At 51.6% G+C, this 26,609-nt stretch carries 24 protein-coding genes; 17 read left to right on the top strand and 7 right to left on the bottom strand.

All coding sequences use genetic code 11. From position 1 onward, the window contains the following. Nucleotides 1-126: 126 nt before the first annotated feature. From FE845_RS03090 to FE845_RS03065, 6 genes are all read left to right on the top strand, one after another. Nucleotides 127-573, top strand: a complete 447-nt coding sequence (locus FE845_RS03090) for a hypothetical protein (protein WP_200361701.1) — start codon at nucleotides 127-129, stop codon at nucleotides 571-573. Nucleotides 574-584: 11 nt separating this feature from the next. Further along, nucleotides 585-1,226 carry an RES family NAD+ phosphorylase gene (locus FE845_RS03085; RefSeq protein ID WP_200361700.1) on the top strand — a complete coding sequence of 214 codons (642 nt, stop codon included), beginning with the start codon at nucleotides 585-587 and terminating at the stop codon, nucleotides 1,224-1,226. Nucleotides 1,227-1,358: 132 nt separating this feature from the next. After that, nucleotides 1,359-2,291, top strand: a complete 933-nt coding sequence (locus FE845_RS03080; protein WP_200361699.1) for a DMT family transporter — start codon at nucleotides 1,359-1,361, stop codon at nucleotides 2,289-2,291. Nucleotides 2,292-2,418: 127 nt separating this feature from the next. Continuing rightward, nucleotides 2,419-4,638 carry an OsmC domain/YcaO domain-containing protein gene (locus tag FE845_RS03075; protein WP_200361698.1) on the top strand — a complete coding sequence of 740 codons (2,220 nt, stop codon included), beginning with the start codon at nucleotides 2,419-2,421 and terminating at the stop codon, nucleotides 4,636-4,638. Nucleotides 4,639-4,643: 5 nt separating this feature from the next. Next, a complete protein-coding gene (locus tag FE845_RS03070) occupies nucleotides 4,644-5,630 on the top strand; it encodes a diaminopimelate dehydrogenase (RefSeq protein ID WP_200361697.1) in 987 nt (328 codons plus the stop codon). Nucleotides 5,631-5,638: 8 nt separating this feature from the next. Beyond that, nucleotides 5,639-5,917, top strand: a complete 279-nt coding sequence (locus tag FE845_RS03065) for a YkgJ family cysteine cluster protein (protein WP_200361696.1) — start codon at nucleotides 5,639-5,641, stop codon at nucleotides 5,915-5,917. A 4-nt stretch (nucleotides 5,918-5,921) separates the two neighbouring features. On the opposite strand, the gene FE845_RS03060 is transcribed toward FE845_RS03065, so the two are convergent. Then, complete coding sequence (locus FE845_RS03060) at nucleotides 5,922-6,188, bottom strand: RNA recognition motif domain-containing protein (protein WP_200361695.1); 267 nt, start codon at nucleotides 6,186-6,188, stop codon at nucleotides 5,922-5,924. A gap of 257 nt (nucleotides 6,189-6,445) precedes the next feature. Here FE845_RS03060 and FE845_RS03055 point away from each other — a divergent pair, with 257 nt between their 5' ends. After that, nucleotides 6,446-6,949 carry a DUF6795 domain-containing protein gene (locus FE845_RS03055; protein ID WP_200361694.1) on the top strand — a complete coding sequence of 168 codons (504 nt, stop codon included), beginning with the start codon at nucleotides 6,446-6,448 and terminating at the stop codon, nucleotides 6,947-6,949. Nucleotides 6,950-6,975: 26 nt separating this feature from the next. After that, nucleotides 6,976-8,142: a lipase family protein gene (locus FE845_RS03050; protein ID WP_200361693.1), complete on the top strand. Its 1,167-nt coding sequence runs from the start codon at nucleotides 6,976-6,978 to the stop codon at nucleotides 8,140-8,142. Here FE845_RS03050 and FE845_RS03045 read toward each other — a convergent pair. The 4 genes from FE845_RS03045 to FE845_RS03030 form a co-directional block, all read right to left on the bottom strand. After that, on the bottom strand, nucleotides 8,069-9,250 hold the full coding sequence (locus tag FE845_RS03045; protein ID WP_200361692.1) for an AAA family ATPase: 1,182 nt from the start codon (nucleotides 9,248-9,250) through the stop codon (nucleotides 8,069-8,071). The two genes, FE845_RS03050 and FE845_RS03045, sit on opposite strands and share 74 nt — an antisense overlap. Nucleotides 9,251-9,348: 98 nt before the next feature. Further along, nucleotides 9,349-11,550: a mechanosensitive ion channel domain-containing protein gene (locus FE845_RS03040; RefSeq protein ID WP_200361691.1), complete on the bottom strand. Its 2,202-nt coding sequence runs from the start codon at nucleotides 11,548-11,550 to the stop codon at nucleotides 9,349-9,351. Then, entirely contained in the window at nucleotides 11,547-12,908 is a 1,362-nt protein-coding gene (locus FE845_RS03035) for an MBL fold metallo-hydrolase (protein WP_200361690.1), read from the bottom strand. Before FE845_RS03035 ends, FE845_RS03040 begins: the two co-directional genes overlap by 4 nt. 109 nt (nucleotides 12,909-13,017) lie before the next feature. Further along, complete coding sequence (locus FE845_RS03030; RefSeq protein ID WP_200361689.1) at nucleotides 13,018-14,334, bottom strand: hypothetical protein; 1,317 nt, start codon at nucleotides 14,332-14,334, stop codon at nucleotides 13,018-13,020. Between the two features lie 147 nt (nucleotides 14,335-14,481). Between FE845_RS03030 and cysQ the strand changes: the two genes are divergently transcribed. From cysQ to FE845_RS03005, 5 genes are read left to right on the top strand one after another with little or no spacing between them, the layout of a single operon-like run. After that, nucleotides 14,482-15,249, top strand: a complete 768-nt coding sequence (gene cysQ, locus FE845_RS03025) for a 3'(2'),5'-bisphosphate nucleotidase CysQ (protein ID WP_200361688.1) — start codon at nucleotides 14,482-14,484, stop codon at nucleotides 15,247-15,249. A 54-nt stretch (nucleotides 15,250-15,303) separates the two neighbouring features. Continuing rightward, on the top strand, nucleotides 15,304-15,861 hold the full coding sequence (locus tag FE845_RS03020) for a sugar transferase (protein WP_200361687.1): 558 nt from the start codon (nucleotides 15,304-15,306) through the stop codon (nucleotides 15,859-15,861). A 38-nt stretch (nucleotides 15,862-15,899) separates the two neighbouring features. Continuing rightward, the gene (locus FE845_RS03015; protein WP_200361686.1) at nucleotides 15,900-17,336 is read left to right on the top strand and encodes an MBL fold metallo-hydrolase RNA specificity domain-containing protein; all 1,437 of its coding nucleotides are present in this window, start codon (nucleotides 15,900-15,902) and stop codon (nucleotides 17,334-17,336) included. Between the two features lie 27 nt (nucleotides 17,337-17,363). Then, a complete protein-coding gene (locus FE845_RS03010) occupies nucleotides 17,364-18,323 on the top strand; it encodes an NAD-dependent epimerase/dehydratase family protein (protein ID WP_200361685.1) in 960 nt (319 codons plus the stop codon). Between the two features lie 51 nt (nucleotides 18,324-18,374). Further along, nucleotides 18,375-20,348, top strand: a complete 1,974-nt coding sequence (locus FE845_RS03005) for a polysaccharide biosynthesis protein (protein ID WP_200361684.1) — start codon at nucleotides 18,375-18,377, stop codon at nucleotides 20,346-20,348. Nucleotides 20,349-20,537: 189 nt separating this feature from the next. Here the strand turns inward: FE845_RS03005 and FE845_RS03000 are convergent, their stop codons facing one another. Beyond that, complete coding sequence (locus tag FE845_RS03000; RefSeq protein WP_200361683.1) at nucleotides 20,538-20,879, bottom strand: DUF6447 family protein; 342 nt, start codon at nucleotides 20,877-20,879, stop codon at nucleotides 20,538-20,540. 45 nt (nucleotides 20,880-20,924) lie between these two features. Next, nucleotides 20,925-21,134: a DUF6447 family protein gene (locus FE845_RS02995; protein WP_200361682.1), complete on the bottom strand. Its 210-nt coding sequence runs from the start codon at nucleotides 21,132-21,134 to the stop codon at nucleotides 20,925-20,927. A 172-nt stretch (nucleotides 21,135-21,306) separates the two neighbouring features. Here FE845_RS02995 and FE845_RS02990 point away from each other — a divergent pair, with 172 nt between their 5' ends. From FE845_RS02990 to FE845_RS02975, 4 genes are all read left to right on the top strand, one after another. Then, entirely contained in the window at nucleotides 21,307-21,567 is a 261-nt protein-coding gene (locus FE845_RS02990) for a DUF2279 domain-containing protein (protein WP_200361681.1), read from the top strand. A 154-nt stretch (nucleotides 21,568-21,721) separates the two neighbouring features. Then, complete coding sequence (locus FE845_RS02985; RefSeq protein ID WP_200361680.1) at nucleotides 21,722-23,473, top strand: type I secretion system permease/ATPase; 1,752 nt, start codon at nucleotides 21,722-21,724, stop codon at nucleotides 23,471-23,473. 2 nt (nucleotides 23,474-23,475) lie between these two features. Continuing rightward, nucleotides 23,476-24,972 carry an HlyD family type I secretion periplasmic adaptor subunit gene (locus tag FE845_RS02980; protein ID WP_200361679.1) on the top strand — a complete coding sequence of 499 codons (1,497 nt, stop codon included), beginning with the start codon at nucleotides 23,476-23,478 and terminating at the stop codon, nucleotides 24,970-24,972. A 17-nt stretch (nucleotides 24,973-24,989) separates the two neighbouring features. After that, nucleotides 24,990-26,315, top strand: coding sequence for a TolC family outer membrane protein (locus FE845_RS02975; RefSeq protein ID WP_200361678.1), 1,326 nt, complete (start codon nucleotides 24,990-24,992; stop codon nucleotides 26,313-26,315). Nucleotides 26,316-26,609: the final 294 nt, after the last annotated feature.

Below are 26,609 nucleotides of genomic sequence, written 5' to 3'. Positions count from 1 at the left end.
CATGCTTGGATGTGGCGAATCTGCTCAAAGTCCTAAAGCGTGAGCATTGTTGCCTGTCGGTTGAGAGAGCACTATAATCAACATGTAAATGGGTAAACGCTGTAAAAGTCATTAGGGGAGGGGAGTATGTTGGTTTTGCGAGAGAGCTACCCCGTCGACACAGTGCCACCTCAAAATGACGGCCCGACACTGACTGATGCTCACAGCACCGCAGGGCTTCGCTGGCTGTTTGATCGCCGCGAACGTTGGGGGTTGACCATGGACGATCTGGGAACGCTCCTTGGCGGTATCAGTCGTCGCACTTTGACTGGGTGGCAAGCTAAAGTAAATGCCGGAGCAACAGTAGAAGTGTCTCGAGATGTGATGGATCGAATCAGTTTACTACTTGGTATCCACAAGGCACTTACTCTCATAGCTCCGTCAGGCCACGAAAACATGGCCAACGAATGGTTCCAGAAGCCGGTTGACTTGATGGGTCTACAAGGAACATCCATCAAGAGTTATTTGCTGGAACAGGGCTCCATGGAAGCCCTTTACTACATTCGTCGTAATCTAGACGCAATGCGTGGCTAGGAAATAAAACGATGGATCGAGTAATACCGCATTGGAAGCATTACCGTATTATTCACAGTAAATACCCACCGATAGACTGCTTTGAGAGCCCCGACTCCATTCTTCTTGGTGAACTGGAGTCGGCAACCAGCGATAGAGTTGTTCACTGGCCGCGCTATATTGATGAAAAGGATTATCGGGCTGGTCCTGGATGGGGCGCAGTGATGGCGTCGTTTTGTTACCCGTCAGAAGGGCGATTCAATACCCGTTCCCGGGGCGCCTATTACGCAGGAGACTCTTTGGAAACAGCACTCAAAGAATGGATTTATCATTCAGGCAAGGTATGGCGCGGCTTCGGTGTGGGCAGCGATTATTCGGCAGTGGTTCGCTGTTACACCGGGCAGGTTGTTGAACCTCTGGTGGATCTCCGGGGCCAACCCCAATACATGCACGATACAAACTACTCACCCGGACAACAGGTGGCAGCCAACCTTATAAACTCCGGGGAATTCGGAATTCTTTACAGCTCTATACGGGCTGATGGAGCCGAGGCCGTGGCGCTACTACGGCCCCCCGCTACAAGTCCAGTCACGCAAGCTGGTCACTACTCCTTGCACTGGGACGGCGAGCGGTTTACCAAGTACGCGGAACTCACAGAGTACCACTTCATTTAGCAGAGAACCGGTCTTCACCTAAAAACTATTGAGCAAGATAACTATAAGTAGGAGAATGATTTTTTTAAATGAAAGATCGGTAGCGCGAAAAACGTAGCCGGTTGTTGATCACGGTTGCAGGCCGCTTTACCTATGCTGACAAACACCTTTGTGCTCTATTTATCGACCGTGTTGATCTGGGGATCAACCTTTATCGCAATCCCTTTACAGTTGGGTGAGGTGCCCGGCGATGTGTCTATCGCATACCGGTTCGGTTTGTCGGCACTGGTGCTGATGCTGTGGTGCAGCCTCACCCGGCGGAAGATGAAGTTTGATTTCCGCCAACACCTCTGGATGGCAGGTCAGGGCCTGATGCTGTTCGGGTTCAATTACATGCTGGTTTATCAGGCTGCAGCCAATATCACCAGCGGCCTTATCGCGGTTGTGTTCTCCACCATTATCGTTATGAACATCGTAAACGGGGCACTGTTTTTCGGTAACCGTGTTCCGCGTTCCGTTATCGTTGGCGCAGCGTTTGGGCTAGTGGGCATTTGTCTGGTATTCCTGCCGGAAATTCGAGCGCTGGATGCCGACGGCACTACACTGCGGGCGATGATGCTGAGCCTCGCAGGCACCTTCATTACTTCCTTCGGTAATATGCTGTCGGCTCGCAACCAGTCAGTAAAACTACCGGTTATGCAGACCAACGCCTATGGCATGGCTTATGGCGCACTTGCGCTTGCACTAATCGCTTGGGGTAGGGGCGAAGCCTTTGGTTTTGAAACCACATGGGCTTACACAGGCTCTCTGGTTTATCTGGCTTTGATCGGCTCCGTACTCGGTTTCGGGAGTTTTCTCACACTGCTTGGTCGCATTGGCCCTGAGCGCGCAGCCTACTGCATGGTGCTATTTCCAATCGTTGCGCTGGCGCTTTCAACGGTTTTCGAAAACTACATCTGGACGTTAGAAGCCGTTGCAGGCGTGTCGCTGGTGCTCGCAGGCAACTTATTGGTGATCCTACCTAAAGAAAAGTTGCAACGTATGTGGCGAGCCTTTCGGCCTGTGGCTAGTCGCACGGCTGAGTGAGTGTGCTGCTGACGTTGTGATTGGTACGAGGTGTGAGTAGCGTAGCGTTACGTCTATAATGGCCGCCCTTCGTGGCCGATCTATATTTTCAAAACGCGCCGAAATCTCTAAACCGGGTACCCTCGCAATGGAAATTAACGTCAATTATCTCGACAACCTCCGAGTTGAAGCCAAGTTTGATGACTTCTCGGTGATTGCCGACCAGCCTGTTCGTTACAAAGGCGACGGCTCGGCACCTGGTCCTTTTGACTACTTTCTGGCTTCATCAGCCCTGTGCGCCGCTTATTTTGTGAAGGTGTACTGTCTGGCGAGGGATATTCCAACCGATAACATCCGCCTGTCCCAGAACAACATTGTTGATCCGGAAAACCGCTACAAACAGATTTTCAAAATTCAGGTTGAGCTGCCGGACGACCTGCCCGAGAAGCACCGCCAAGGCATCGTGCGCTCCATCGACCGCTGCACGGTCAAGAAAGTTGTGCAAACCGGCCCGGACTTCCAGATCGAAATCGTTGATAACCTTGATGAAGATGCGCAGGCTTTATTGACCATCAAACCAGAAGGTACTGCCGATACCTACATTGAGGGTAAAGACCTGCCGCTGGAGCAAACCATTGCCAACATGAGCGGCATTTTGGCCGATCTGGGCATGAAGATTGAAATTGCCTCCTGGCGCAACATCGTGCCCCACGTGTGGTCGCTGCACATGCGGGATGCGGCCTCACCTATGTGCTTCACCAACGGCAAGGGTTCCACCAAAGAAAGCGCTCTGTGCTCAGCTCTGGGCGAATTTGTTGAACGCCTGAACTGCAATTTCTTCTACAACGATCAATTTTTTGGTGAGGAAATCGCCAACAGCGAGTTCGTGCATTACCCGAGAGAGCGCTGGTTCAAGCCGGGGCCTGACGACGAATTACCAGAAGGCATTCTGGATGAGCATTGCCTGGCCATTTACAACCCGGATGGCGAGTTGCAGGGTTCTAATCTGATCGATACAAACTCCGGCAATGTGGAGCGCGGAATATGCGCTCTGCCATACGTGCGCCACTCCGACGGTGTACCCGTTTACTTCCCGAGTAACCTCATTGAGAACCTGTTCCTTAGCAACGGAATGAGTGCAGGCAATACTCTGGCAGAAGCACAGGTTCAGTGCTTGTCGGAAATTCTTGAGCGAGCGGTGAAAAAGCAGATCATTCAGGAAGAAATTGCACTACCGGATGTGCCAATGCATGTTCTGGAAAAGTACCCGGATATTCTTGAAGGGGTGCGGGCTTTGGAAGCCCAAGGCTTCCCAATTTTGGTGAAAGATGCGTCTCTAGGTGGCCAGTTCCCCGTGGCCTGCGTAACCCTCATGAACCCGAAAACCGGCGGGGTTTTTGCCTCCTTTGGTGCACACCCCACCATGAAAGTGGCGCTGGAGCGCAGCCTTACCGAGCTTATGCAAGGTCGTAGCTTTGAGGGGTTGAACGATTTTCTTCCTCCAACCTTCAACAGCCTGGCCATCACCGAGCCCAACAATTACGTTGAACACTTCATCGATTCCAGCGGCGTGGTGTCCTGGCGGTTCTTTAGCGCCAAAGCGGATGTTGAGTTTCACGAATGGGACTTCTCTGGCACCACCGAGGAAGAGGCAGCCTGTCTGTTCGGCATTATTGAAGACATGGGGCACGAAGTGTACACCGCCATTTTTGATGATCTGGGGGCCCCGGTTTGCAGAATGCTAGTGCCCGGCTACTCAGAGGTTTACCAAGTGGAAGATCTGATTTGGGATAACACCAACCGTGCCTTGGATTACCGGGAAGATATCCTCAACTTGCACATCCTGAGCGATGAGCAACTGGCCGCGTTAGTCGAGCGCTTAGAAGACAGCCAGATTGATGACTACACAGACATTATCACCCTGATTGGTATCGAGTTTGATGAAAACACCGTGTGGGGCCAGCTCACCATTCTAGAGTTGAAGCTTCTGATCAACTTGGCGCTGAAGCAATACGAAGATGCCCTCGAAAGGGTAGAGATGTTCCTGCAATACAACGACAACACTGTGGAGCGTGGGCTGTTCTATCAAGCCATGTGCGCAGTGCTGGAAGTCACACTGGATGAAGAACTAGAGCTGAGTGATTACCTGTTTAACTTCCGACGGATGTTCGGTGATGAGGTGATGGACGCCGTAACCGGCTCCCTCGATGGCAGCGTGCGCTTCTACGGTCTGACGCCTACCAACATGCAGTTGGAAGGGTTGGACAGACACCTGCGGCTGATCGACAGCTACAGAAAGCTTCATGCAGCACGAGCCGCCAAGGCCGGTATCGAGCTGCCCTCGCAAACTTTAAACGCTAAAGGATAATTACCATGGCAGACAAAATTAGAGTAGGCATCGCCGGGTACGGCAATCTGGGCAGGGGTGTGGAAGCTGCGTTGGCGCAGAACCCGGATATGCAACTGGTGGGTGTGTTCAGCCGCCGCGATCCCGCTAGTGTGGCTCTTCTGGACAGCAAAGTGCCGGTTTATGCCATGGCCGATATTGAGCAGTACCAGAACGACGTTGATGTAATGATTCTGTGTGGCGGCTCGAAGACCGATCTGCCGGAACAGGGGCCTTATCTGGCGCAGTTCTTCAATACCGTCGACAGCTTTGACACCCACGCCAAAGTGAACGAATATCACGCAGCACTGGATGAACCTGCGCGTAAAGCCGGCAAGGTTGCGCTGATGTCTGTGGGCTGGGATCCCGGCCTGTTTTCCCTGAACCGTTTGTTCGGTGAAACTATTCTGCCGGAAGGTGAAACCTACACCTTCTGGGGCAAAGGCTTGAGCCAAGGCCACTCGGATGCCGTGCGCCGTGTAGAAGGCGTGAAAAAGGGCGTGCAATACACCCTGCCATCTCAAGACGCCATCGCCCGGGTTCGCAATGGCGAGCAGCCAGAGCTGAGCACACGAGAGAAGCATGTGCGCGAGTGCTTTATTGTTCTGGAAGAGGGGGCAGATGCAGAAACGGTACGCAACAGCATTGTCTCCATGCCGGACTATTTCGAACCCTTCGACACCACGGTTAACTTCATTGACGAAGCCACTTTCGCGGCCGAGCACAGTGCCATGCCCCATGGCGGCTTTGTGATTCGCAGTGGCGAAACTGGCACCCAGAGCAAGCAAACCATCGAATACTCACTGGCTCTTGGCAGCAACCCAGAGTTCACCGCAAGCGTGTTGGTAGCCTACACCCGCGCAGTCCATAAAATGGCCAAAGCAGGTGAGGTGGGTGCTAGGTCTGTATTTGACGTGGCTCCGGGCTTGCTGTCACCCAAAACCCCCGCGCAATTGCGCAAAGACCTACTCTGATACCTAACATGACTGATCCCGGTATTAGCTGCTCAAACTGCCAAGCCTGCTGCTGCAGGCTGGAAGTAATGCTAATTACCGAGACAGGCGTGCCAGAGCGCTTTATTGAAACCGATCAATGGGGCGGCAGAACCATGGCGCGGCTGGATGACGGCTGGTGCGCCGCACTAGATCGCAAAACCATGTCATGTTCTATTTACGAAAAGCGGCCATTTATTTGCCGCGAGTTTGAAATGGGCGGCTACGAATGTATAGAAGAGCGCACTGCCAACGAGCCAATAACGTAATGCCTCAGCTTTTCGTGTCGGGTTGTTGTTCCTTATCCTGAGCGAACTTCACCCGAATTCGGTTCGTTCCCACACGGGTTTCGTTCAGTTGCGCCTTGGCCATCTTGGCTTCCTTAGCATTCGGCATTTCCACAAAGCCGAAGCCTTTGGACTTTCCGGTTTCTTTATCCAGTACCAACGTACACTCAGCAACCGTGCCATGGGCTGAAAACAGCTCTTGAATTTCCTGTTCTGTGGTTGTGCGGGCGAGATTACGAACTAATAGTTTCATGATGGACCATATGAGAAGGGAGTTGTCCCGCCAATTGTTTCAGTGTGGGGTGGTAAGAACAAACTGCTAAAACCGATATTGACAGTACCAGCAAGCTTCAGTAGCTTTTATACCATATGGGGCAAGGGTTGCCCCAGCCTCTATTGTTCAGGGACGATAATTCAGATGCTGCTCTTTGCACTACGCCTCCGCACTTTCCCCATGATTTCGCCCAAGCGATGCATATTCGCAAGGCGTTGCTACATCCGGATTTTACTATGACTTCAATATTGCGCCGGTGTGGGCTGATATTGGTGATGTTCTTCGTATTTTTAAATGAAGGGAATGCTGGAATGTTTGGTTTTTTAAAGAAATTCGATGTGCTTCTTTTCCCTGAGGTCAGGGGGCGAGTTGAGCAAGCTGGAGCGCCCGTTCAAGGTCTGAAAATTATTAGAGCTGCGACATACGATACCGCTGAAACACAGGAAACCCATACCGATAAGAATGGAGTGTTCAGCTTTCCGCCTTGGACAACTAAGTCCAGAACGCCGGGTAAGCCGCTTGTTGAAGATAGGCTAAGGCAGGTTGTTGTTGCTCAACAGGGAGGAGAGAAATATGTTCTTTGGCACTATGTTACCGCAAGAGTCACCGGAGAGGCTGTAATAACGGAAAAACTGGCACACCTAAACTGTAGTCTTGAGGACGAGGAGATTGTTCACCATTTTACAAAAGTAGAGAACCCGAGCTTTACTCACAACATATCTAGCATTTGTCGCTGGTAAGTCTGATTTTCATAAGGATGTGATTCATGAAAAGTCTTTCACCCAAGCTCGCAGCTGAGTTTGCTCATATTGTTTATGGCATTTTGACGCCAGATCCAACAGGAATCGTTCGACTAGAAACAACTGCAGAGATGAGGAAGGCGTTCAACATTGACTTGAGCAGGGGGCCTGTAACCGGCCGCACAGGCGGGCTCTTCGGGCTATATCGTCGATCAACGGGGTTTGCAGTACATGGCGAAGGTGTGGGCAAGTATCGGGGGCACCATGTCATTGCTGTACGCGGAACCAAAACAACCGCAGACTGGCTGACAAATGGTAATTTTGGTCTGTCGACATCTGTGGGTGGTGCTTCAGTGCACGCTGGTTTCAACAAAACATTTGAAAGTATGGAGCCGGCGCTTGAGCGTCTATTATCACCTGCGATGGCTACCGGCAGAGTAGAGGGGCTACATTGTGTAGGTCATAGCTTGGGAGGCGCTCTCGCGTCATTGACGGCAGATTGGGTAAAGTATCGTTTTCGTAAACCTGTAAAGCTATATACGTTTGGGGCTCCACGGGTCGGAATGCTTGGGTATGCCACTGCAGCGTCTAACAGGATAGAAGGTATCCATCGCTGTGTTCACGGCGCTGATCCGGTTCCGCATGTGCCGCTCTGGCCATTTATTCATGCGCACGTTAATGGTTCCGAATACCGGCTGGATAATGCTTCCGGGATTTCAGACGATGCTCATGGAATGAGTGATGACGATGTGCCCGGGTACCGCAATACTGCCAATGTTGAAGACTGGTCTCTTCTTCAAAGGCGTTCAGATATCATACTGAGCCGCTCAATTCGGCTGGATTACGAGCGCCGCCATGAAGCATTTTTCTCTGGCCAATGGGCGGACAAGCTGTCTTCTGCATTAATAACGCTATTAAAAGATTCCGGGTATTATGCGGCTATTATCACTCAGGCGGCAGTTAGTTCTTCTCTCACGTTTTATGACCTATTAGCGCGAACTTTAGAGGCAATTGCCTCTGCTTCTGTTCGCTTTGCAGAACAAACCCGAGGGCTGTTAGGTCATATGCTTGCTTTTGCTCGAGTAGCCGTTACTACGGTTACAGACCTTACATTCCGCTTTATTCGCTGGGTCTTCGATCAGACTGCTGGTGCTCTATACAGAGCTGTTCGTCGGGCAATCGAGAGGAACTAGCAGAGGTGTTAGCGATAATCCAGTCCCTAAATCTCGCATCTTCAAACTCATAGGCGCCGTGGGCAATGAGAGATAGGTGTTCACCGCGAAGCCGATTGATCGCGTTTTGTATGGTGTGTGTTTCCACCGAGCAAACGCCTAGATGGTTAGCTAAGTATGCTTTGCATGCCTCTTGGTAGAGGCTTGCATGGCCATACGCAATCCAAATCAGTAGTGCGTGGTCGATAGCTTTCAGGTTTTGCCATAACACTGGATAGCTGCTGTCTTCCACCTGATTGTCATAAGCGTGGGCCGCTTCGTTCAGAATATCTGTTGCCCCGCTCAAGATCATTTTCTCTATCACCGAGCGAAACTCACGAGGCACATGATGCAATAAGCTGAATGCTCTTTGGCCTTCTGTGTAAGTGAACTCCCGGCCGGAGGCTTGCTGGTAGCAAGACTTCATGTGCTCAATGAATCCCGAACCAAGGAGTGGCAGATCTATCTGGGAAGAACTCTGAAACAGCGCAGCTTTACGCTTGCTGAAGAGTTTGCGTAAGCCGTCTCTGCTCGAGCCGGTGTACATCACGCGAATCTGTTTTCGGTTCTCGTCAAGAATCGTCCGTAAAAAAAACACCAAACTTTCGAACGCCGAGCTGGTTGCCAGATGTTGCGCTTCATCAAGACAGAGCAGAACACGATCGTTCTTTCTAAGTAGCTCTGTAATGTGTTTCCTTAGATCGGCCAGCGTCGCCGAGTCTGGCGAGGTTGGCTTTGATTCCGTGACTGAGAGAGACGCCTCTAGTTCACCAGAAGCATTCCCTTTGATGCTTAGTTGAGCACCCGTTAGCCGGTTAGTCGCGCGCCTCCACCAGTTTCCTTCGGCAAGGGCTGACTTAATTGCAAGCAATAGGGACAGGGCGGGGTCGTCACGGTTCTCCCAAAAACTGACGTATACCGGAACGTATCCGCGTTTTGCAGCTTCTGGAATCAAGTCATACCGCACAAACTCGGTCTTTCCCATTCGTCTTGGTGCGAACAATGTCAGGGTGTCTGAAACGCTTTGGTCAAAGGCGTCCATGACCCGCTTAGTGAGATCGTGGCGGGGGTAATGCCAATCGATAGTCATGCCTTAGTACCATTTAGTAATCAGGATTAATAATTAGTATTTTGGCAAACTATTTGGTAATAAAGCAAGGTCTAGGCGCCTACCATTATGGGTAGGCCTTATGCTTCCGGCGCCCGCCTATCTACATAGGGCGACCTAGCACCACCTTCGCCCTCCATCTGCACACTTATCCTTGGTGCTGCAACATCAATGTACCGCTCCTCCATGCGCCGTTTAAGTAGCAGGTTAAAGGCTCGGGACACATCCCACTGATACTCCGGTTTAGTCCGCATCCGCATACGCAGCACGGGGCAACCTTCCTCAAACGAATGTATTCCCTGCATTTCAAGCGGCGACCAAATTAGCCAGCGCATATCTGGCAGTGTGCGCAGTTCTTCGGCCGTCTCTGTCATTAAAAGAATGGCGTCATCAATTGGTAACTCACGGGGGATGCGGATTTTGATGAGGGCGATACCAAACTGCCGAGACATATTGTGAATAGAGCTGATTTTGCTGAACGTGATGTGATGAACAACCCCCTCGAGATCTCGCAAGCGCACGGTGCGCATGTTGAAACCTTCCACTGTGCCCATGAACCCGTTGATTTCAACAAAATCCCCAACGGACATGGAATCTTCAACAACAATAAACAGCCCGGTAATCAAATCTTGCACCAGTGTTTGCGCACCAAAACCAACGGCCAAACCAATAATACCCGCACCAGCCAGCAGAGGGGTCACATCAACGCCAATGGTAGAAAGACCTACCAATGTGGCTATGATCAGAATTGTTATGAGCAGCGTATTTCGCGCAATAGGCAGAATTGTTTGGGCCCTTGCCGGGTTGATTCGCTTTTTACGGTCGCCGCCGCGCATGGCTCTTTCTAAAAGCTCATCCACGAAGATCCACGTTAGGTTAGCAATCAGACCGGTAAAAACGATGCCAATCATACTGCTCGCGAGCCCGGGGCTGACTGGAGGTTTTTCTCCAACACCCAGCAAAGATAGACCCCATATTTGTAGTATCAACTCGAAAAACAGCAGCCACGCCGCCGTTTGTATTAAGCGGTAACCGAAGCGCACTAGCCTTCGGCTGAATGTACTTAAGGCTTGATGTTTTGGGCGGCTTTCTTGAATGCCAATCAGCCCCTGAAGAGCAAGAGTCAACGCAAGTAACAGTGCACAAACCATAGCCTTACCCAAGGCTGCATCCGCCTCGCCACCATTTACAAAAACAGCGACTACGGAGGCGCTGATGGCCATGAGCATGGGAATATGCCAAAGCCTCGCCAGTAGAGCGGTCACTTCCCGCCAAACGCCTTGGTTCTGGCGCTGGTTGTAGGGGCGGTTACGGATCAAGTGTGTGACCGGGCGGCGGTTTCGTATAATCAGATAAAAACTGAGCAAGGCCGCGATCACACTAAAGATCAGTGCAAGCGCACTGGCCAGTTCGTCGCCCAGTGGCTCGGTCAGCTCACTGGTACCAAGAGCATCCTCCAAAGCGAACAGTACGCCGATAATAAAGAGTGGTAAGAGCATGCGGCGGCGCAAAATCTGAACAGCCGCTAAGCGATGGCCGCTGGAGAAAATCGAAATCATCACATCAAATAGCGATGTTAATCCGCGCGCGCTCAAGGCTGCATAAGCCAGAATAAGAATAGTGGTTTGCGCCTCTTCAGACATGCCAAACGTTGGCAGCCCTGCCAGAAGAGCAACGAAGGTAAGTAGCCAAGGCACAATGCGTCGCACGAAGTGGACAATTAGCATCCAGGGCCGAGGTTGCCTTGGCATTGTGAGTGGCCAGCCGCGCCATGAGAAAAACAGACGAGCAAGGCGGGAAAGGCCCCAGAGTGTCGCTATCCAAACAACAAGCCCGACAGCGGTTTCTGCCAGCACGCGATGGGAGGCGCTGGCCAGAAGCTTCTCAGCTGCGCCATAGGCATTACGGAAATGTGTCTTCCATTGCCCAAGAGGTGTTTCGGCACTGCTGTCTGCATTAGTGGTTTGATCAAACAAAAGGGCAAGAGCACCCAACAAACCCTCTCCGTTGGAAGCCCCTTGGTTATTTTGAGACGACTCCGCCTGCAACCCCTCCTGTATGGTTTTCAGTTGTTGCACTAACGCCCGCCGGCTTTCGTCATCCTCCAGAGCCTGAATAGTTACTTCAAGAGACGCCTCCAGCTCTTCTGGCGAAGCTGTGTCTTCTTTTTCTGCTTGGCCCGAGAAACCCGGTATGCCGGGCAGCGTAAAAGGCTGGGCTTGAGCTGTGCCCAACGCAGTAAACAGTAGGGTCAAGCCAAAAAAGAGTGCAGTTAACTTCAAATCTCTACCTCTTCAAACAAGTCCGGTACCTCGGTGCGCCAACCAAACTTTTCGCTAATCCGTTTACGCATAATGTCACTGGCCAGCATTTCGCCGTGGGTAACATACACCTTCTCCGGCTCCAGAGCCCCTTGCTCAAGCCATTGCAGGAGCTCGTTGTAGTCGCCGTGGGCCGAGAGGGAACCCATATTGTGTATCTCGGCTTTTACTGGCCAGTATTCGCCATGAATTTTTATCGATTCTGCGCCTGCAACCAATCTATTGCCGCGCGTCCCTGGCGCCTGAAAGCCAGCGAACACCACGCTGTTTCTGTAATTTGGCAGCAGGGTTTTTAAATGGTGTAGAACCCGGCCACCGCTCGCCATGCCGCTGGCAGATACAATAATGCAAGGATAGCGCACAGAGTCGAGCTTGATGGACTCATCCACCGTGCGAACGAACTCGGTATGGCTGTCTATGATTTCGCACTGGTTGGGGCTGAGTTTGTGTTCCTTGTGGTGCGTACAAAAAATCTCTGTCGCTTTAATAGCCATGGGGCTGTTGAGGAATACCGGCAGCTTCGGGATGCGCCCCTCTCGCATAATTTTGTGAATCACATACAGCAGCATCTGGGCTCGACCCACGGCAAAAGCCGGTATCAGCACAATGCCGCCTCGGCCAGCGGTGCGAGTAATGATCTCGGCCAGTTCCGTTTCCGGGTCGGTTTCCTCGTGTAGCCTGTCGCCGTAGGTAGATTCACACACCAACACGCTGGCTTTTTTGATCGGCTCTGGCGGGCGCATAATCAGGTCGTTTTGCCTGCCCACATCACCGCTGAATACAACTGTGCGGTCATTGGCTTTGTGATGCACATGCACACAAGCGGAGCCGAGAATGTGTCCGGCGGGGGTGAAGGTCACTTCAAAACCTTTTATCGGCTCAAAGGTCTGATGATAATGGTAGGGTTCAAAATGCTTTAGAGATTCCCATGCATCTTTCACCGTAAACAGGGGTTCCGGGTTTTCGTGCCTTGAGAACTTTTTTCGAAAGGCGTACTTGGCATCTTCTTCTTGCAGATAACCCGCGTCTGGAAGCAATACCTTGCACAAATCGAGAGTGCCTTGGGTGCAGTAAATCTTACCTTTGAAGCCGTTTTTCACCAGCGCGGGAAGGTAGCCCGAGTGATCTATGTGGGCGTGGGTAAGCACTACCGCATCAATGGTGCTCGGGTCTACCGGAAACTTCGCCCAGTTCCTTCTGCGTAGGGTTTTAACCCCCTGATACATACCACAGTCAATCAATACGCGGTGTTTATCGTCAGATAACAGGTAGCGCGAACCGGTCACTGTACCGGTTCCGCCGAGGAAACGAAGTTTCATAACACAAGGCCTTCTGGCTAGTCAGGATGGAAAACGCCTGAAACGGGCCTAGCCAGATTGCCTGAAAGCGTCGCTTTAGAAAAGTCTGGCTATGCAAGCTGGTGAAAAATCAGTAAATAACTTCACCGTTCAAAGTGGCAGACTCCAGTTCCAGAATAGCTTGAGGGGTGGCCTCATTGGGTGAATAAGTTCGCAAGTTGATCCCCGTTCCCACGGCAATCCATTCGATAGATTCTGTTCTCTCGCCGTCCTCAAAGTTCAGGAAGCGCATTTTGCACGCATCAATGCGTCCTGCAGGCACCTCAATGGTTTCGATTCCAAGAAATGTATGCTCAAAAGAAACGTCAGAGCGTCCACCATTTGATAGCTCTACATAGTTATGGCTATAGGTATCGTTGAGGCCGATATCCAATATAGTGTCGACGGATGGCTCATAGGTGCTTTCCAGCACGTTTTGACCGGTGTCAAAAACCGACCCGAAGTACGAGCTGGCACCAGAGTCGAGATCAATGATCAAATACTGGGTTATTGTTAGCTCTCCATTGGCAGACACTTGCTCTATCTCGCGGACATCTACAGAGCGGCCGTTAAAGGTGGTGGGCTCCAGCATGCGTTGCGTTGTTGTTTCAGTGTAGGTAGCTTGCCCTGGTAGCCTTATACGGGTTTGTGTAACCAACTCTGCGCCAGGTCTGAAAAGATCAGGGTTGAAGCAGACTTTAAAGTTTTGAGTGCTCGGGTTGTTATCTTCGTCCACAGACGCTCTAGGAATCTGATCGAGATTGCCGTCTTGCAGCAGCAACAGAAGAGCTTCGTAACTTGCCAGCGTTGGGGCAGCGTTTTCGATAGCGGCGATCAGTTGGTCAAGTAGTTGATCATGGCTATCGCCAATAGATAAGGTACTGCGAAGCGGGTCCAAATTCTCAGGAACCGAGTAGCCAAGGTTTTCTAATGTACTCAGCAATTCCTGCGCTCGTTGCGATAAAACCTCGGCGACTTGGCTTAGATCTCCTTGCGCAAACCATTGGCTGGGATTCTCTCCTGCAAGTGCGATGGCCATATCTGTAAGAGGCGTTATATTTACCCTGCCGCCGGTAACCGCAAGGCTATGGAAAGACCTTTGATCCGATTGCTTAGCGCTCAGAGTACAAGGCAACGCGTTTGCCCCAACTTCGCCCTGAAATCGACCGTTGGCGTCTGTTACCACGTTATTTAGGAAGCCTGAGCCGTCTTCACATCTTGCAGAAATTGGAGCGTTACCTATTGCTGCGCCGGTCGCCGCTGTACCAGAAAGCGCAACTGTTTCTGTCTGGTCGGTAGCAGGGCTCGACGATGAGGAGCCGCCACATGCTGCCAGAAAAATAGTTGAAGCTAGAAGCACTAAATTCGCAACGCGGCTTGAGAAAACCGTTTTATTGGAATGGCCCATAAAGCTTCCTCGGTTTAGGTGGGGCTGTACTGTGCAGCGTATGTCGCTACCGAGTACATAAGGTCGCTCAATTCCGCTTAAATTGAAAGGGTACGCTCGCATTGTTTGATACCATAACGCTGACACCCGAAAAGCAGGACGCGATATATGCACTATAGTTCAATGCTCCCCGAAGTCATCAAATTGGCTGATGAAGCTGGCACCAGAGTGCTCCACATATACCAATCCGATTTCAAAGTGAGCTACAAGGAAGACGAATCGCCAATCACCGCTGCGGATGTCGCCAGCCACGAAATCATTATAAAAGGCCTACGCACTATCAGCAGAGATATCCCAATCCTCTCGGAAGAGGGTGCGCAATCACCCTGGGAAGAGCGCAAACATTGGCGGCGGTTCTGGCTGGTTGACCCCATTGATGGCACCAAAGAGTTCACCCAGCGTACCGGTGAGTTCACAGTGAATATTGCATTGATTGAAGACGGCGAGCCGGTAATGGGTGTTGTAACAGCCCCTGCTTTAAAAGAAGCCTTTTGGGGAATAAAAGGGGAAGGCGCCCACAAGCGCGACCGCACTGGGAGAGTTCACCGAATTTATGTGGCAGAGCCGCCCGCAACCAAACGCGTCGTCGCCAGCAAAAACCACATGAACGATGAAACCCGAAATTTTATAAGAGCACTCGGCCCCCATAAAACCATTCAAGCGGGCAGCTCCCTTAAATTCTGCCGCATAGCCGAGGGCCACGCAGACCTCTATCCGCGCATAGGGCCTACCAGCGAGTGGGATACAGCGGCAGCCCATGCCGTATTGGTAGCGGCCGGAGGCGATGTGCGAAAACTGGATGGCGAGCCTTTGCGGTATGGCAAAGAGGATGTTTTGAATCCGCATTTTATTGCTGCTGGGAACTGGTATTTTTAATAGGTTGTGTTTTGCTAAGCGTCACTAATATTCCGAGCTATCAGGATTAAACTTTTGATTCGTATGTTGGATTTCTTGTTCGCATTGCTTGGCTTGGTATTGGGCTTTCCGGTGTTGCTTGTTCTTTGCATTATCGGACTATTTGACACAGGCGCCCCAATATTTAGGCAGCAACGAGTAGGGCGATTCAAGAAACCGTTCACGCTGGTGAAGTTCCGAACAATGTCCGTTGATACCGCCTCTGTTGCCAGCCATTTAGCAAGCAGCTCCTCCATCACCAGGCTTGGCCGTTTTTTGCGCCGCACCAAACTAGACGAACTGCCACAACTGTGGAATGTTCTAAAAGGCGAAATGAGCTTCGTTGGCCCACGCCCCTGTTTATTCAATCAGGAAGAGTTGATTGCCGAGCGTGAGCGGCTAGGTGTGTTTAAGGCTCGGCCGGGTGTCACCGGTTTGGCGCAGGTGCAGGGCATTGATATGTCTACTCCCCAATTGTTGGCGCAAACCGACGCGAAGATGTTGGCTAGCCTCACTGTTTCCGCTTACTTTAAGTACATATTCCTGACCATATCAGGCAAAGGCTTGGGCGATAGAGTGCCCGGCCGTGATTAGGTTTCATGTGTTCAAACAGACAACAGGGAATGTTGAAAATGATAGATATCATTCATCATGGTGCAACCACAGGTGTTACCGGCTCCTGCCATGAGCTAACTCTTGATTTTGGAGCTGCGCCTGCCTTAGAGCGAAACTCAGCAAATAATACAGCAGGCATTTTGGTTGATTGCGGCTTATTTCAGGGGCAAGAAAAGGGCTCCAGTGCCAGCGCATCCGACCTCTCCATTGATTTTCCCATTGCGCATATCCGTGCTTTGGTTGTCACACATGTGCACATCGACCACGTTGGACGAATTCCATATTTATTGGCTGCGGGGTTCGAAGGGCCGATTATCTGTTCAGAACCTTCGGCCCTAATGCTCCCTGAAATACTCGAAGATGCCCTGAAAATTGGCTTTACTCGGGATAAACGGTTAATCGATCGAGTGCTTGAGCTGATCCGCACCAGACTTGTACCTGTACCTTATGGGCAGTGGCACCCAGTGTTTTCAGAACCAAACGGTTCACTGTCCGTGCGTTTACAGCGTGCGGGGCACATTCTAGGTTCGGCTTATGTTGAATGCGAGGCGGTTTCCGGAGAGGAGCGGGAGCGGGTAGTATTCAGCGGCGATTTAGGCGCACCCCATGCACCTCTATTACAAGAGCCAGCCTCGCCAGAACAAGCAGACCGACTCGTGATTGAGAGCACCTACGGCGATAAAGACCACGAGAGCCGGGAAACCCGGCGCTACCGACTGAAAGCGATTCTGGAGCACGCCTTAGCGGATGGCGGTACGGTATTGATTCCCGCATTCAGTATTGGCCGAACGCAAGAACTGTTGTATGAAATCGAAGGCTTGATACACGAATTCCGACATGATGCTGTTGCGGACGGCGTGGTCTGGGAGGACTTAGAAATTGTTGTAGATTCGCCGCTGGCGGCAGAATTCACCAGCATTTATCGCAAACTCAAGCCGTTTTGGAATGGCGAGGCGGCGGAACTGATTCGCCAAGGTAGGCACCCGCTTTCCTTTGAGCAGCTAACCGTAATCAACTCCCACGAAGACCATCAAAACGCCGTTGAATACCTAGCCCGCTCACACCGCCCCTGCGTAGTGTTGGCTGGCTCTGGCATGTGTGCCGGAGGCAGAGTGGTAAATTACCTTAAAGCAATGCTTGGTGAAGCCAGAAACGATGTGTTGTTCGTGGGTTATCAAGCTGCGGGCACACCGGGGCGTGATATTCTGACTTATGGCCCTCAAGGTGGTTGGGTAGAACTGGATGGCGAGAGGTTTGATATTCGGGCCAGAGTGCACCAGGTAGGCGGCTATTCGGCTCACGCCGGGCAATCCGATTTGATTCGTTTTATCGAAGGCATAGCCAAAAAACCAAGAGAAATACGTGTTGTTCACGGTGATGACTCTGCAAAGCGCGCTTTCAAGCAGTGCCTTGACGGTTTGGGTTATCCAAGAGTTCTGATACCCAACAAGTAATGTCTTTAATCCACAACAGGTTGAGTTATGAAGGTTCTGGTTACCGGCGCCACAGGCTTTGTTGGCAGTGCCTTGATGAAAGCATTGCTAAAGCACCCGGAGGTGTTTGTGGTGGCAGCTTGCCGCGAGCCCGGGCCGGTATGCCACCCGAAGCTCAAATGGGTAAGGGTTGGAGAACTTGGTGCAACAACGAACTGGCGCGAAGCTCTGGAAGGCATACAAATCGTTATTCATTGCGCGGCGGCAAACTCAGCAGAAGGCGGCAACGCTGCTGAGCGCGCGCAAAGACTGTATGAGATTAACGCGGCGGGAACGGCGCGGGTGGCCAGCGAAGCGGCTGCGCAGGGTGTCTCGCGTTTTTTGTACTTCAGTACCATTAAAGTTCACGGCGAAACCGGCGGTCCCTACACAGAGACTAGCCCACACAACCCTGTTAGCCCCTACGCTGTGAGCAAAAGTGCCGCGGAAAGCAAGCTGACGGAAATCTGCCACGAAACTGGCATGGAATACGTTATAATTCGTCCACCGCTGGTTTATGGGCCGGGCGTAAAAGGTAATTTCCGCATGCTTATGCGGTGGGCGAACAGCAGTGTCCCCATATTGATAAACCGCATTCAAAACAAGCGGAGCATGATCTACCTTGATAACATGGTTCAGTTTACCCAGCTGGCCATGCAGCACCCCGCCGCCGCCAACCAGAGCTTTCTTGTTAGTGATGGCGCAGACTTTTCAACAGCACAAATCTTAATAGGGTTGCGCGAACTGTATGGTCGCAGGCCTTTGCGTTGGAGCTTGCCAAGAGCGGTTTTTCAGCTAGCAACTGCGTTGCCGGGCCTGAACAGCATTGTGGATCGTATTGCATCATCCTTAACGCTTGATTCCTCAAAAGCGCGACAGTTATTGGGATGGGAACCTAAAGTTACCGAGTTCAAAGGCTTTGAAGAAACGCTGGCGGTTGAAAAAACCGTAACTAAAGAAAGGCATTGATCGCTGCTAGTCTGAATCTTAGGACTCATAAGTTTGAAGGAAAATCAGGTAATGAATGATCAGTTAGCCCATGCCCTCAAAAAGCTGTTTGAGCTTTCGCGCCCCCAGAAGCGCATGATATCCGTTACGGCTGATCTGATATTTGTTTTCCTTTCCCTCTGGGTAGCCTATGCGCTGCGTCTTGAAACATGGTTGTGGCGACCCACTTGGAGCCACTTACCTGTATTTTTTGTGACAGGTGTTATTACCATTGCGGTTTTCGTGCGTCTGGGCCTGTATCGAGCAGTGATTCGCTACATCAGCGAAAAAGCGCTCATGGTTGTTTTGGCTGGTGTGGTTGCGTCGGGGCTCTCACTTGTAGTGTCCGGCTACCTGCTTCAGGCCATGGTGCCGCGTTCCGTTCCCGTTATGTATGGCTCCTTCCTGTTCATCATGGTGGCTGGCACCCGTTTCGGATTTCGCGCGCTTATTAACCGCCCTATGGAGAAATCCAAGGGGCGGGTTTTAATTGTTGGCACTGGCTCACGAGCCCTTGAGCTACACCACGCGCTTATACAGGGAACTGAGTATCGGCCCATGGGCTTCGTAACTCTGGACAGCAAAAAACACAGAAGCTTGATAGCGGGCTTTCAGGTTTATGCAGTCAGTCATCTAAAAAAAGCGGTAAATGAGCAAGGCATTCAGAGAGTATTTCTCGCTCTCGATGACAATGTGGCTCTCAGTCGCAAAGAGCTCATAACAACGCTCGAAGAACTGCAGGTGCCCATTCAAACAGTTCCAGCCGTGTCAGAGTTGGTAGCTGGCACTGCAAGAATCAACGATATCCGCGATCTAGACCCAGCAGAGTTGCTAGGCAGAGAGCCGGTGCAGCCTAGCCGTGGCCCAACCAAAGACATAGTGCAAGGTCGTGCTGTTATGGTGACCGGGGCCGGTGGCTCTATTGGCTCAGAGCTATGTCGGCAACTCGTACAAGAGCGGCCCAGCGCGATTGTTCTCATGGAGCAGTCTGAATACGCCTTATACAGCATTGATAAAGAGCTAAAGGCCATCGTGAGTGCCCAAGGCTTATCGGTTAATGTGCACTCGATGCTTGGCAGCGTGCTGCACCGCCGACGGTGTGAGGCGATTATGCGGACCTTTAAAGTAGATACGGTTTACCATGCAGCAGCATACAAGCATGTGCCACTGGTGGAGTCCAACGTAATCGAAGGCTTGCAGAACAACGTGATGGGCACCCGTCACTGCGCAGAGGCCGCCATTGCTGCAGGAGTAAACCGGTTCGTTCTAATCTCCACCGACAAAGCCGTGCGGCCAGCCAACGTAATGGGGGCCACCAAGCGCATGGCTGAACTGGTGTTGCAGGGGCTTTCGGCGCACCAGCAAGGCACAATTTTCTCAATTGTTCGTTTTGGCAATGTGCTAGGTTCGTCCGGCTCTGTGGTGCCATTATTCAGAGATCAAATCCGCAGCGGTGGCCCAGTTACCGTCACGCACCCTGAAGTTATCCGCTATTTTATGACCATACCTGAGGCCGGCCATTTGGTGCGTCAAGCAGCAGCTATGGGAAAGGGCGGGGAAGTGTTTGTGTTAAATATGGGGGAGCCGGTAAAAATCGCCGACCTTGCAAAACGAATGATTCGCTTAATGGGGTTGTCAGAGCGTACAGGGTTAAATTCAGACGGCGACATCGAAATTGTTTACACAGGGCTGCGCCCTGGCGAAAAGCTCTATGAAGAGTTGCTGATTGGAGATAATCCAGTTGCGACGACCAATGCGCGTATCATGATGGCAAGAGAGGCTTGTCTTCCTTGGGCAGAGGTGCGGGTTTTATTGGACGAGTTGGCACAAGCCAGCCAACAGTTCGATTGTGATCGCGTAGTGCAGATTTTGTCAGAAGCACCAACCGGATTTTCTCCCCAGCATGTATTGCAGGATGAGCTGTGGTCAGTATCTGGCGATACTGATGTGCCTCCGGTGGCGGAAACACTTCCAAACAGCAGCAATGTTTATAAATTTCCGGTTTGAGTGAGCGTAATAAGGGAGTTTTCGCGACTCATAAAAAAAGCCAGCTCCTAGAAGCTGGCTTTCACTATCCGCACTAAACTGACAACACATAATTGATCAATTCACTACAAATTCTACGCTCGCCTAACAACAGAGTCAACTAAACTAAAGCTGTTAGGTTGATAGGAAATGTTAATAATAGTGAATTGCTCACTGCAGCGTTGTATTCATTGCTAACAGCTCACGCTCAAGGTTCTCTGAATAGCTGCCGCGGGCGGTTCGTGCTATTGCGAGTTCAAGCTCTAGTTCATTGATCAACCGATCAGTAGCACGCAAGTTGTTGATTTGGGCCTGCGCTTTTTCGCTCAGGGAATTCAAATCATACGTCTTGCCATCAATATTTACTTGTGGGCTCGCGCTCGCTTTGCTTGCGGCAGCCTTTTTAGGCGCTGCAGCTTTTTTAGCAGGAGTTTTGCGGGCTGCTGTTTTAGCAGTGGAACCCGTTGCTGGGGACTTCTTGCCAGCGCTGGTCGTTTTCTTGGATTCAGTCATGTTACAGCTCCTGAGTGAAAAATGGCGTTGCGATTACTTTCGCGATTACTTTCCGCTCTTGCTCGGGGTGGCTTTGCCAATGCTGGCTTTCAAATGCTCAACGTAACGAGCTTGGGCTGTGCGGGCAATAGCGATACGGGCTTCAAGCTTCTCGATAAATTCACTGGTTAATGCAGCTTGTTTAGCCAGCTTCCGAGCTTCCTCAGGGAGCTCGTCGAGATTATAGCTTTTGTTGTCTAACGTAAATTTTTCCATAAGTCGTCAAATCCGCTTAACGGTTTTCAAAAGTAACGCAATTCAAGGTGGCGAAGTATACAAGAGCGCCTGCAGCGTTTCATCTAAGGTTAACAAAAAATAAACCCATATGTGGGGGTTGTAATTGGGTCGCTCGCAACCACATAGGCTTCTTTGGCCTCGGAACGGATTTATGATGAGCAGTGCAATCACGCGCCTGAAGCATTGGCTGCACGAGGCCGACAAGCTCCAGCACATGCTTGTGAGTATCGTTTTGGTGCAGGTGGGGCTTTACTGGCTAGACATCTTCAGTGCCGCAGCGGTCGCGTTTGGTATAGGCATAGTCAAAGAGATTGGCGACAAGTTTTTTCGCGACGGTTTCAGTTGGGGCGATATTATAGCGAACGCCGTAGGCGTATCCCTTGGTGCAATATTGGTGCTTCCATGGTTATGACCAAATCTGGGCGCAAACGCCATGATTACCATCTTTCAAGGCGCGTTGACACCCCCTGGCCCCCTCCATAGAATGGCGGCCTCTCTAGGTTTCCGCTCCATGCAGCACGTTTTCATGCTTTAACTAATTTTCTAACCTATCGGTAAAGCTGTCCATGTTCAAAAAATCCGACGCCCGGCAAACCAAGCCTACAGAACTCGAAGAGTCGCTCAAGGCCTGTAAGGATGGTTTTGTTTCAGCTGGCATATTCAGTTTGTTTATAAACGTTCTGATGCTTGTGCCCGCAATCTACATGCTTCAGGTGTACGACCGCGCACTTGGAAGTCGAAGCGTGGAAACGCTAATAATGCTCACCATCATATTGGTGGTGCTGTTCGTTACCCTCGCGTTACTGCAAATGGTGCGTTCCGCCATACTGGTAAGGGTCGGCAATAAAATTGACCAGAGCATGAACCAGAAAATCTTTTCTGCCATGTTCCGCCAAGCCATAGATAAGCCAGAGCAACAGAGTGCTCAGCCTTTAACCGATCTCACATCTTTGCGGCAGTTCCTAACAGGGCAAGGTCCCATCGCTTTTTTTGATGGCCCCTGGTTGCCGATCTACATCGTAGTAATGTTTATATTCCACTTCTGGTTTGGTGTGGCGACCATTGTGGCTGCACTTATCTTGGTTGCCCTCGCTTACGCCAACGAAAAGTGGACAGGCAAAATGCTGGCCAGAGCGGGCCAAGCAAATATTCAGTCTACGCAGTATGCCGGGTCCTGCTTACGAAACGCTGAAGTTGTGCACGCCATGGGCATGGAAAACAACATTCGCGGGCGCTGGCTCAATCGCCACATGGATTTTCTCTCTAATCAGGCTGATGCCTCCGATAGGGCAGGTATTCTCAGTAACACATCTAAAACCCTGCGCATGTTGTTCCAGTCGCTAATGCTCGGGTTGGGCGCCTACCTCGCTATTGAACAAGAAATTACTCCGGGTATGGTTATTGCGGGCTCCATTTTGATGGGGCGCGCACTTGCGCCGCTGGATCTATTGATTGCCTCCTGGAAGGGATTTAGCCAAGCCCGCTCGGCCTATGATCGCTTGAACGGGCTGTTTGATAACTACCGCACCCAAAGTGAAGGCATGCCCTTGCCTCCGCCGGAAGGCGCTTTGTCAATTCAATCTATGGTAGTGATTCCGCCCGGCGGTCAGTCGCCCGCGCTGAACGGCCTAGGCTTTGCGCTGGGTAAAGGCGAAATGCTTGCCGTTGTTGGCCCGAGTGCTGCTGGTAAATCCACTCTTGCTCGAGCGGTATTGGGTATATGGCCCTTGGCCAACGGAACGGCAAGGCTTGATGGTGCCGATATACACCAATGGGACAAAGCCCAGCTTGGCCCTTACCTCGGCTACCTGCCGCAAGATATCGAGTTATTTGAAGGCACAATCAGTGAAAATATCGCCCGCTTTGGTAAGCCTGAACCCGGCAAAGTGGTAGAAGCGGCCAGGCTAGCAGGCGTTCACGAGTTGATCTTGGGGTTGCCCAATGGCTACGACACGCCCATCGCCTCGGTTGGCGGTGTGTTGTCTGGCGGCCAGCGCCAGCGTATCGGCTTGGCCCGTGCGGTATACGATTCGCCCCGCTTAATTGTATTGGATGAGCCCAACTCCAATCTCGACGATCAAGGCGAGCAGGCGTTGCTTGCAGCTCTGGAAGAGCTAAAGCGGCGCGGGGTAACGGTTATCTTGATTTCTCACCGCAAGCCTATTCTGCGCTTGGTAGATAAAATGTTGGTGCTTGCCGATGGCCGTGCAGTGGCCTTTGGTTCTCGAGACGACGTTATGAAAGGCCTGCAAGACGGCACCATTGCAATAGGGAACAAGGGTGGTAATCGGCCCGCTATCCAAGGTGGGGGAGCATAATCATGTCCAATAACGAACCTAAAAATCCCCGTAATGGCGCAAAAGCCGAAGAAGAAGCCTTGGTTGGTAAGCAGACAAAACCGGGCATAGGCAATCAAACTGAGACCGAAAGTAATTGGGAAGAGGTGGATGAAAAATCCGATCTCTCTGCGGAATACAGCCGTGAATCCAGCCAAGATATAGACAAGCAAGCCATGGCGAGCATTCCCACTGGCTGGGGTGCGCGGGTACGCTTCGGTTTTATCGTGCTGTTGGTAACCTTTGTAGGTTTTGGAGGCTGGGCCTTCTTTGCGCCTCTCAACGGCGCTGCCATTGCTGACGGCAAAGTGATGGTGGAATCTCAGAACCGCGTGGTGCAGCACCTTGAGGGCGGGATAGTCGCTGAAATTTACGTAAATGATGGCGATAAAGTAGAGAAGGGCGATCCTTTGATTGTTCTTTCAGATACCCGCCCAAAGGCAGATCTTTCCATTGTGGAATCCGAGTTGATGGAAGTGCTTGGGCGTGAAGCCCGCCTTCTGGCTGAACGCGTCGGCGCTGACGCAGTAGAGTTTCCGGAAGAGCTGTTAGAGCGTGAAAGTGAAAGCCAAAGCGTTCGCAACATCATCGCGGGGCAAAAGGAACTGTTCCAGGCCCGTAAAGAAGCTCTTGAAGGCCGAATGAAAATTTTCGATCAGCGCGTCAGTGCGTTGAATCAGCAAATGCGCGGCCTGCGTTCGATGAACGACAACCTCAAGAGCCGCATTGAAAGCTACGAAGCCGAGCTGGAAAACTGGCAGGCGTTGTTTGATGAAGAGCTCACAGACCGCACCCGCATCAACGAAATGCAGCGCGAGCTTTTCCGCCTGCAGGGTGAGAAGGATGCCAATGAGGCCCAAATAGCCGAACTCAATGTTCGTGTGGGTGAAACCCGCAGTGAAATGCTGGTAACCCGCCAAGAGTTTGTTGAGAAAGTTGCTACCGAACTGCGCGACACCCAGCAAACCAAAGCCGATCTTGTGGCGCGCCGCGTTGCCCTGAAAGACACTCTGCAACGCACAACCTTATTCGCGCCGGATAAGGGCACAGTAGTTGGCAAGCAAGTGCATACCGTAGGCGCCATCGTTCGGCCCGGCGATACGCTGATGGAGATCGTGCCCCAAGATCAGGAGTACGTGATTACGGCCCGTGTGCAACCGCAGGATATCGACCGCATTGCCGTGGGCCAGCTAGCCGATTTGCAACTGGCTGCCTTCAATCTCCAGATGTCTCATGTTATCGAGGGTGAGGTTATCGGTATTTCTGCCGATGCCTTCGAGAACGAGAAATCGGGGGAGCGGTATTACGAGGCTAAGGTGAAGCTAACCGAAGCAGGCATGACCCGCATGAACAAGCAAGGCATGTTTCTGGTGTCTGGTATGCCAGCGACTGTAATGATCACAACCGGCGAGCGAACCCTATTCGAATACCTTGCGGAGCCGATTACCCGCATGTTCCGCCGCTCGTTCCGGGAAGGCTAGAGGTAACTATGGTAAACATGAAAGCAACCGTCACCAGCAGCCTTTTGATTTTCTGCTTGGCTTCAGGCCCGGCAGTCAGCCAAGACAAAATGCAAGACAAAACGATTGTTGATCTAAGCCAAGCCTACACCAGTGCCTTGCAGAACAACTTTGGTTTACGCAGCCAGCAGGCGGGTTTTAAAGGAGAGAAGGAGGCCACGCGAGAGGCGTGGGCTGGCGTGCTACCTCAGGTTGAGGCCTCCGCAAGTTACGGGCAGTCTCGGTTTACAAGAGATTTTGGCGTAAACGACTCAATAACCGACACCGATGAGCACACCAGTTATAACGTGAATCTCAGCCAGGTGGTCTACTCAGGGCGCACGTTTAATTCGATTGGTCGTGCGAATAAGGGCGAAGAGTTGGCGAAGCAGGAGCTTCGCAATCGCAGCCTTGAAACCGGCTACTCGGCAATAGAAGCGTTTTTGAGAACCTCGGCCCTTGGCCGTGAAATTGGTGTGGTGGAGGACGAGCGGGCCAGCCACCGTCGTCGCCTCGATCAAATGGAAAGCATGCGCGAGCGAGGCTTGGCCTCGCGCGCGGATGTGCTCGAAGCCCGAGCCACTATTGACCAAACTGAAGCAGACTTGACAGGATTGAGAACGGAATACCAAGCCGCCAAGCAGAACTTTACCGCGATCACCGGGTTGAGCTTCAAAGAAATACAATTGGCGCCAACGGATGAGACGCTATGGCGTAAAACCCCGGCGGTGCTGCGCACAGATTGGGTGGCATTGGCACTTAAAAACTCAGGCCAGTTAAGCATTGCCAGTGCAAATCTTGAAATGGCGCGGGCAACACGCAGTTATGAGCGCTCAGGCCACTACCCTGAAATCTACCTAAATGCCCGCTATACAGAAAACGATACCTTTGCCACTAACCTGCGGGAAGAAACCCGCGTAGAGGTGCAGCTAAAACTGCCTATCTATAAAGGCGGTGCCACTTCGGCGCGCACCCGCCAAGCCGCCTACCGTGAAGAGGCCAGCAAATTAGAGCTCCAGCATAAAGAGCAGCTAGTACGGGTAGAGGTAACACGGCTGGTTGAAGGGCTTGAGGGTAGCTACCAAACCATCAAAGCACTCGATACCGCAAAAGAGTCTGCTGCGGCTTCGTTGGAAGCTGCCGAGCGTGGCTTCGCGAGTGGCATTCGCAGCTTGAGCGACTTGCTTGATGCCCGCTCTCGCCTATCAACTACCGAGCGTGACCAAGTACGTGAAATCTACAAGAATTTTCAGCTTCAGTACGAGTTGATGCAGGTGGCCGGTGTGCTCGATAAACAGATTCCCGGCTCGGCGCAGCGAAACTGAATTACATCAGTTACATCCCTTTACAAATTAACTTGTTGCATGAATGGCAGTGGGTAGTTGTGGATTGTGCATGCAGTATGTATGATTCTTGGTCTAAGTAGGTTTTTCTCCTCGTCAGTGTGTTCCAGCTGTAAGTGGGAGGTAGGTCTGGTTGGGAGGGTCGAATAGATCCGCTAATTTGTTTGAGGGTTTCGGCTCGCAAATATTACCAGTCAGACTCAAAGATTGCTGTTGAGCCCCTTGGGCTTTACAGAAAGAGAGTGTACGGATTAGAATCTGTGCCTGCGCAGTAGG

The sequence above is a fragment of the Marinobacter sp. 1-4A genome, from assembly GCF_016597725.1.
Classification (GTDB): domain Bacteria; phylum Pseudomonadota; class Gammaproteobacteria; order Pseudomonadales; family Oleiphilaceae; genus Marinobacter.
The sequence above is the reverse complement of the archived record's forward strand: the minus strand, read 5'-3'. Positions and strand labels throughout refer to the sequence as shown.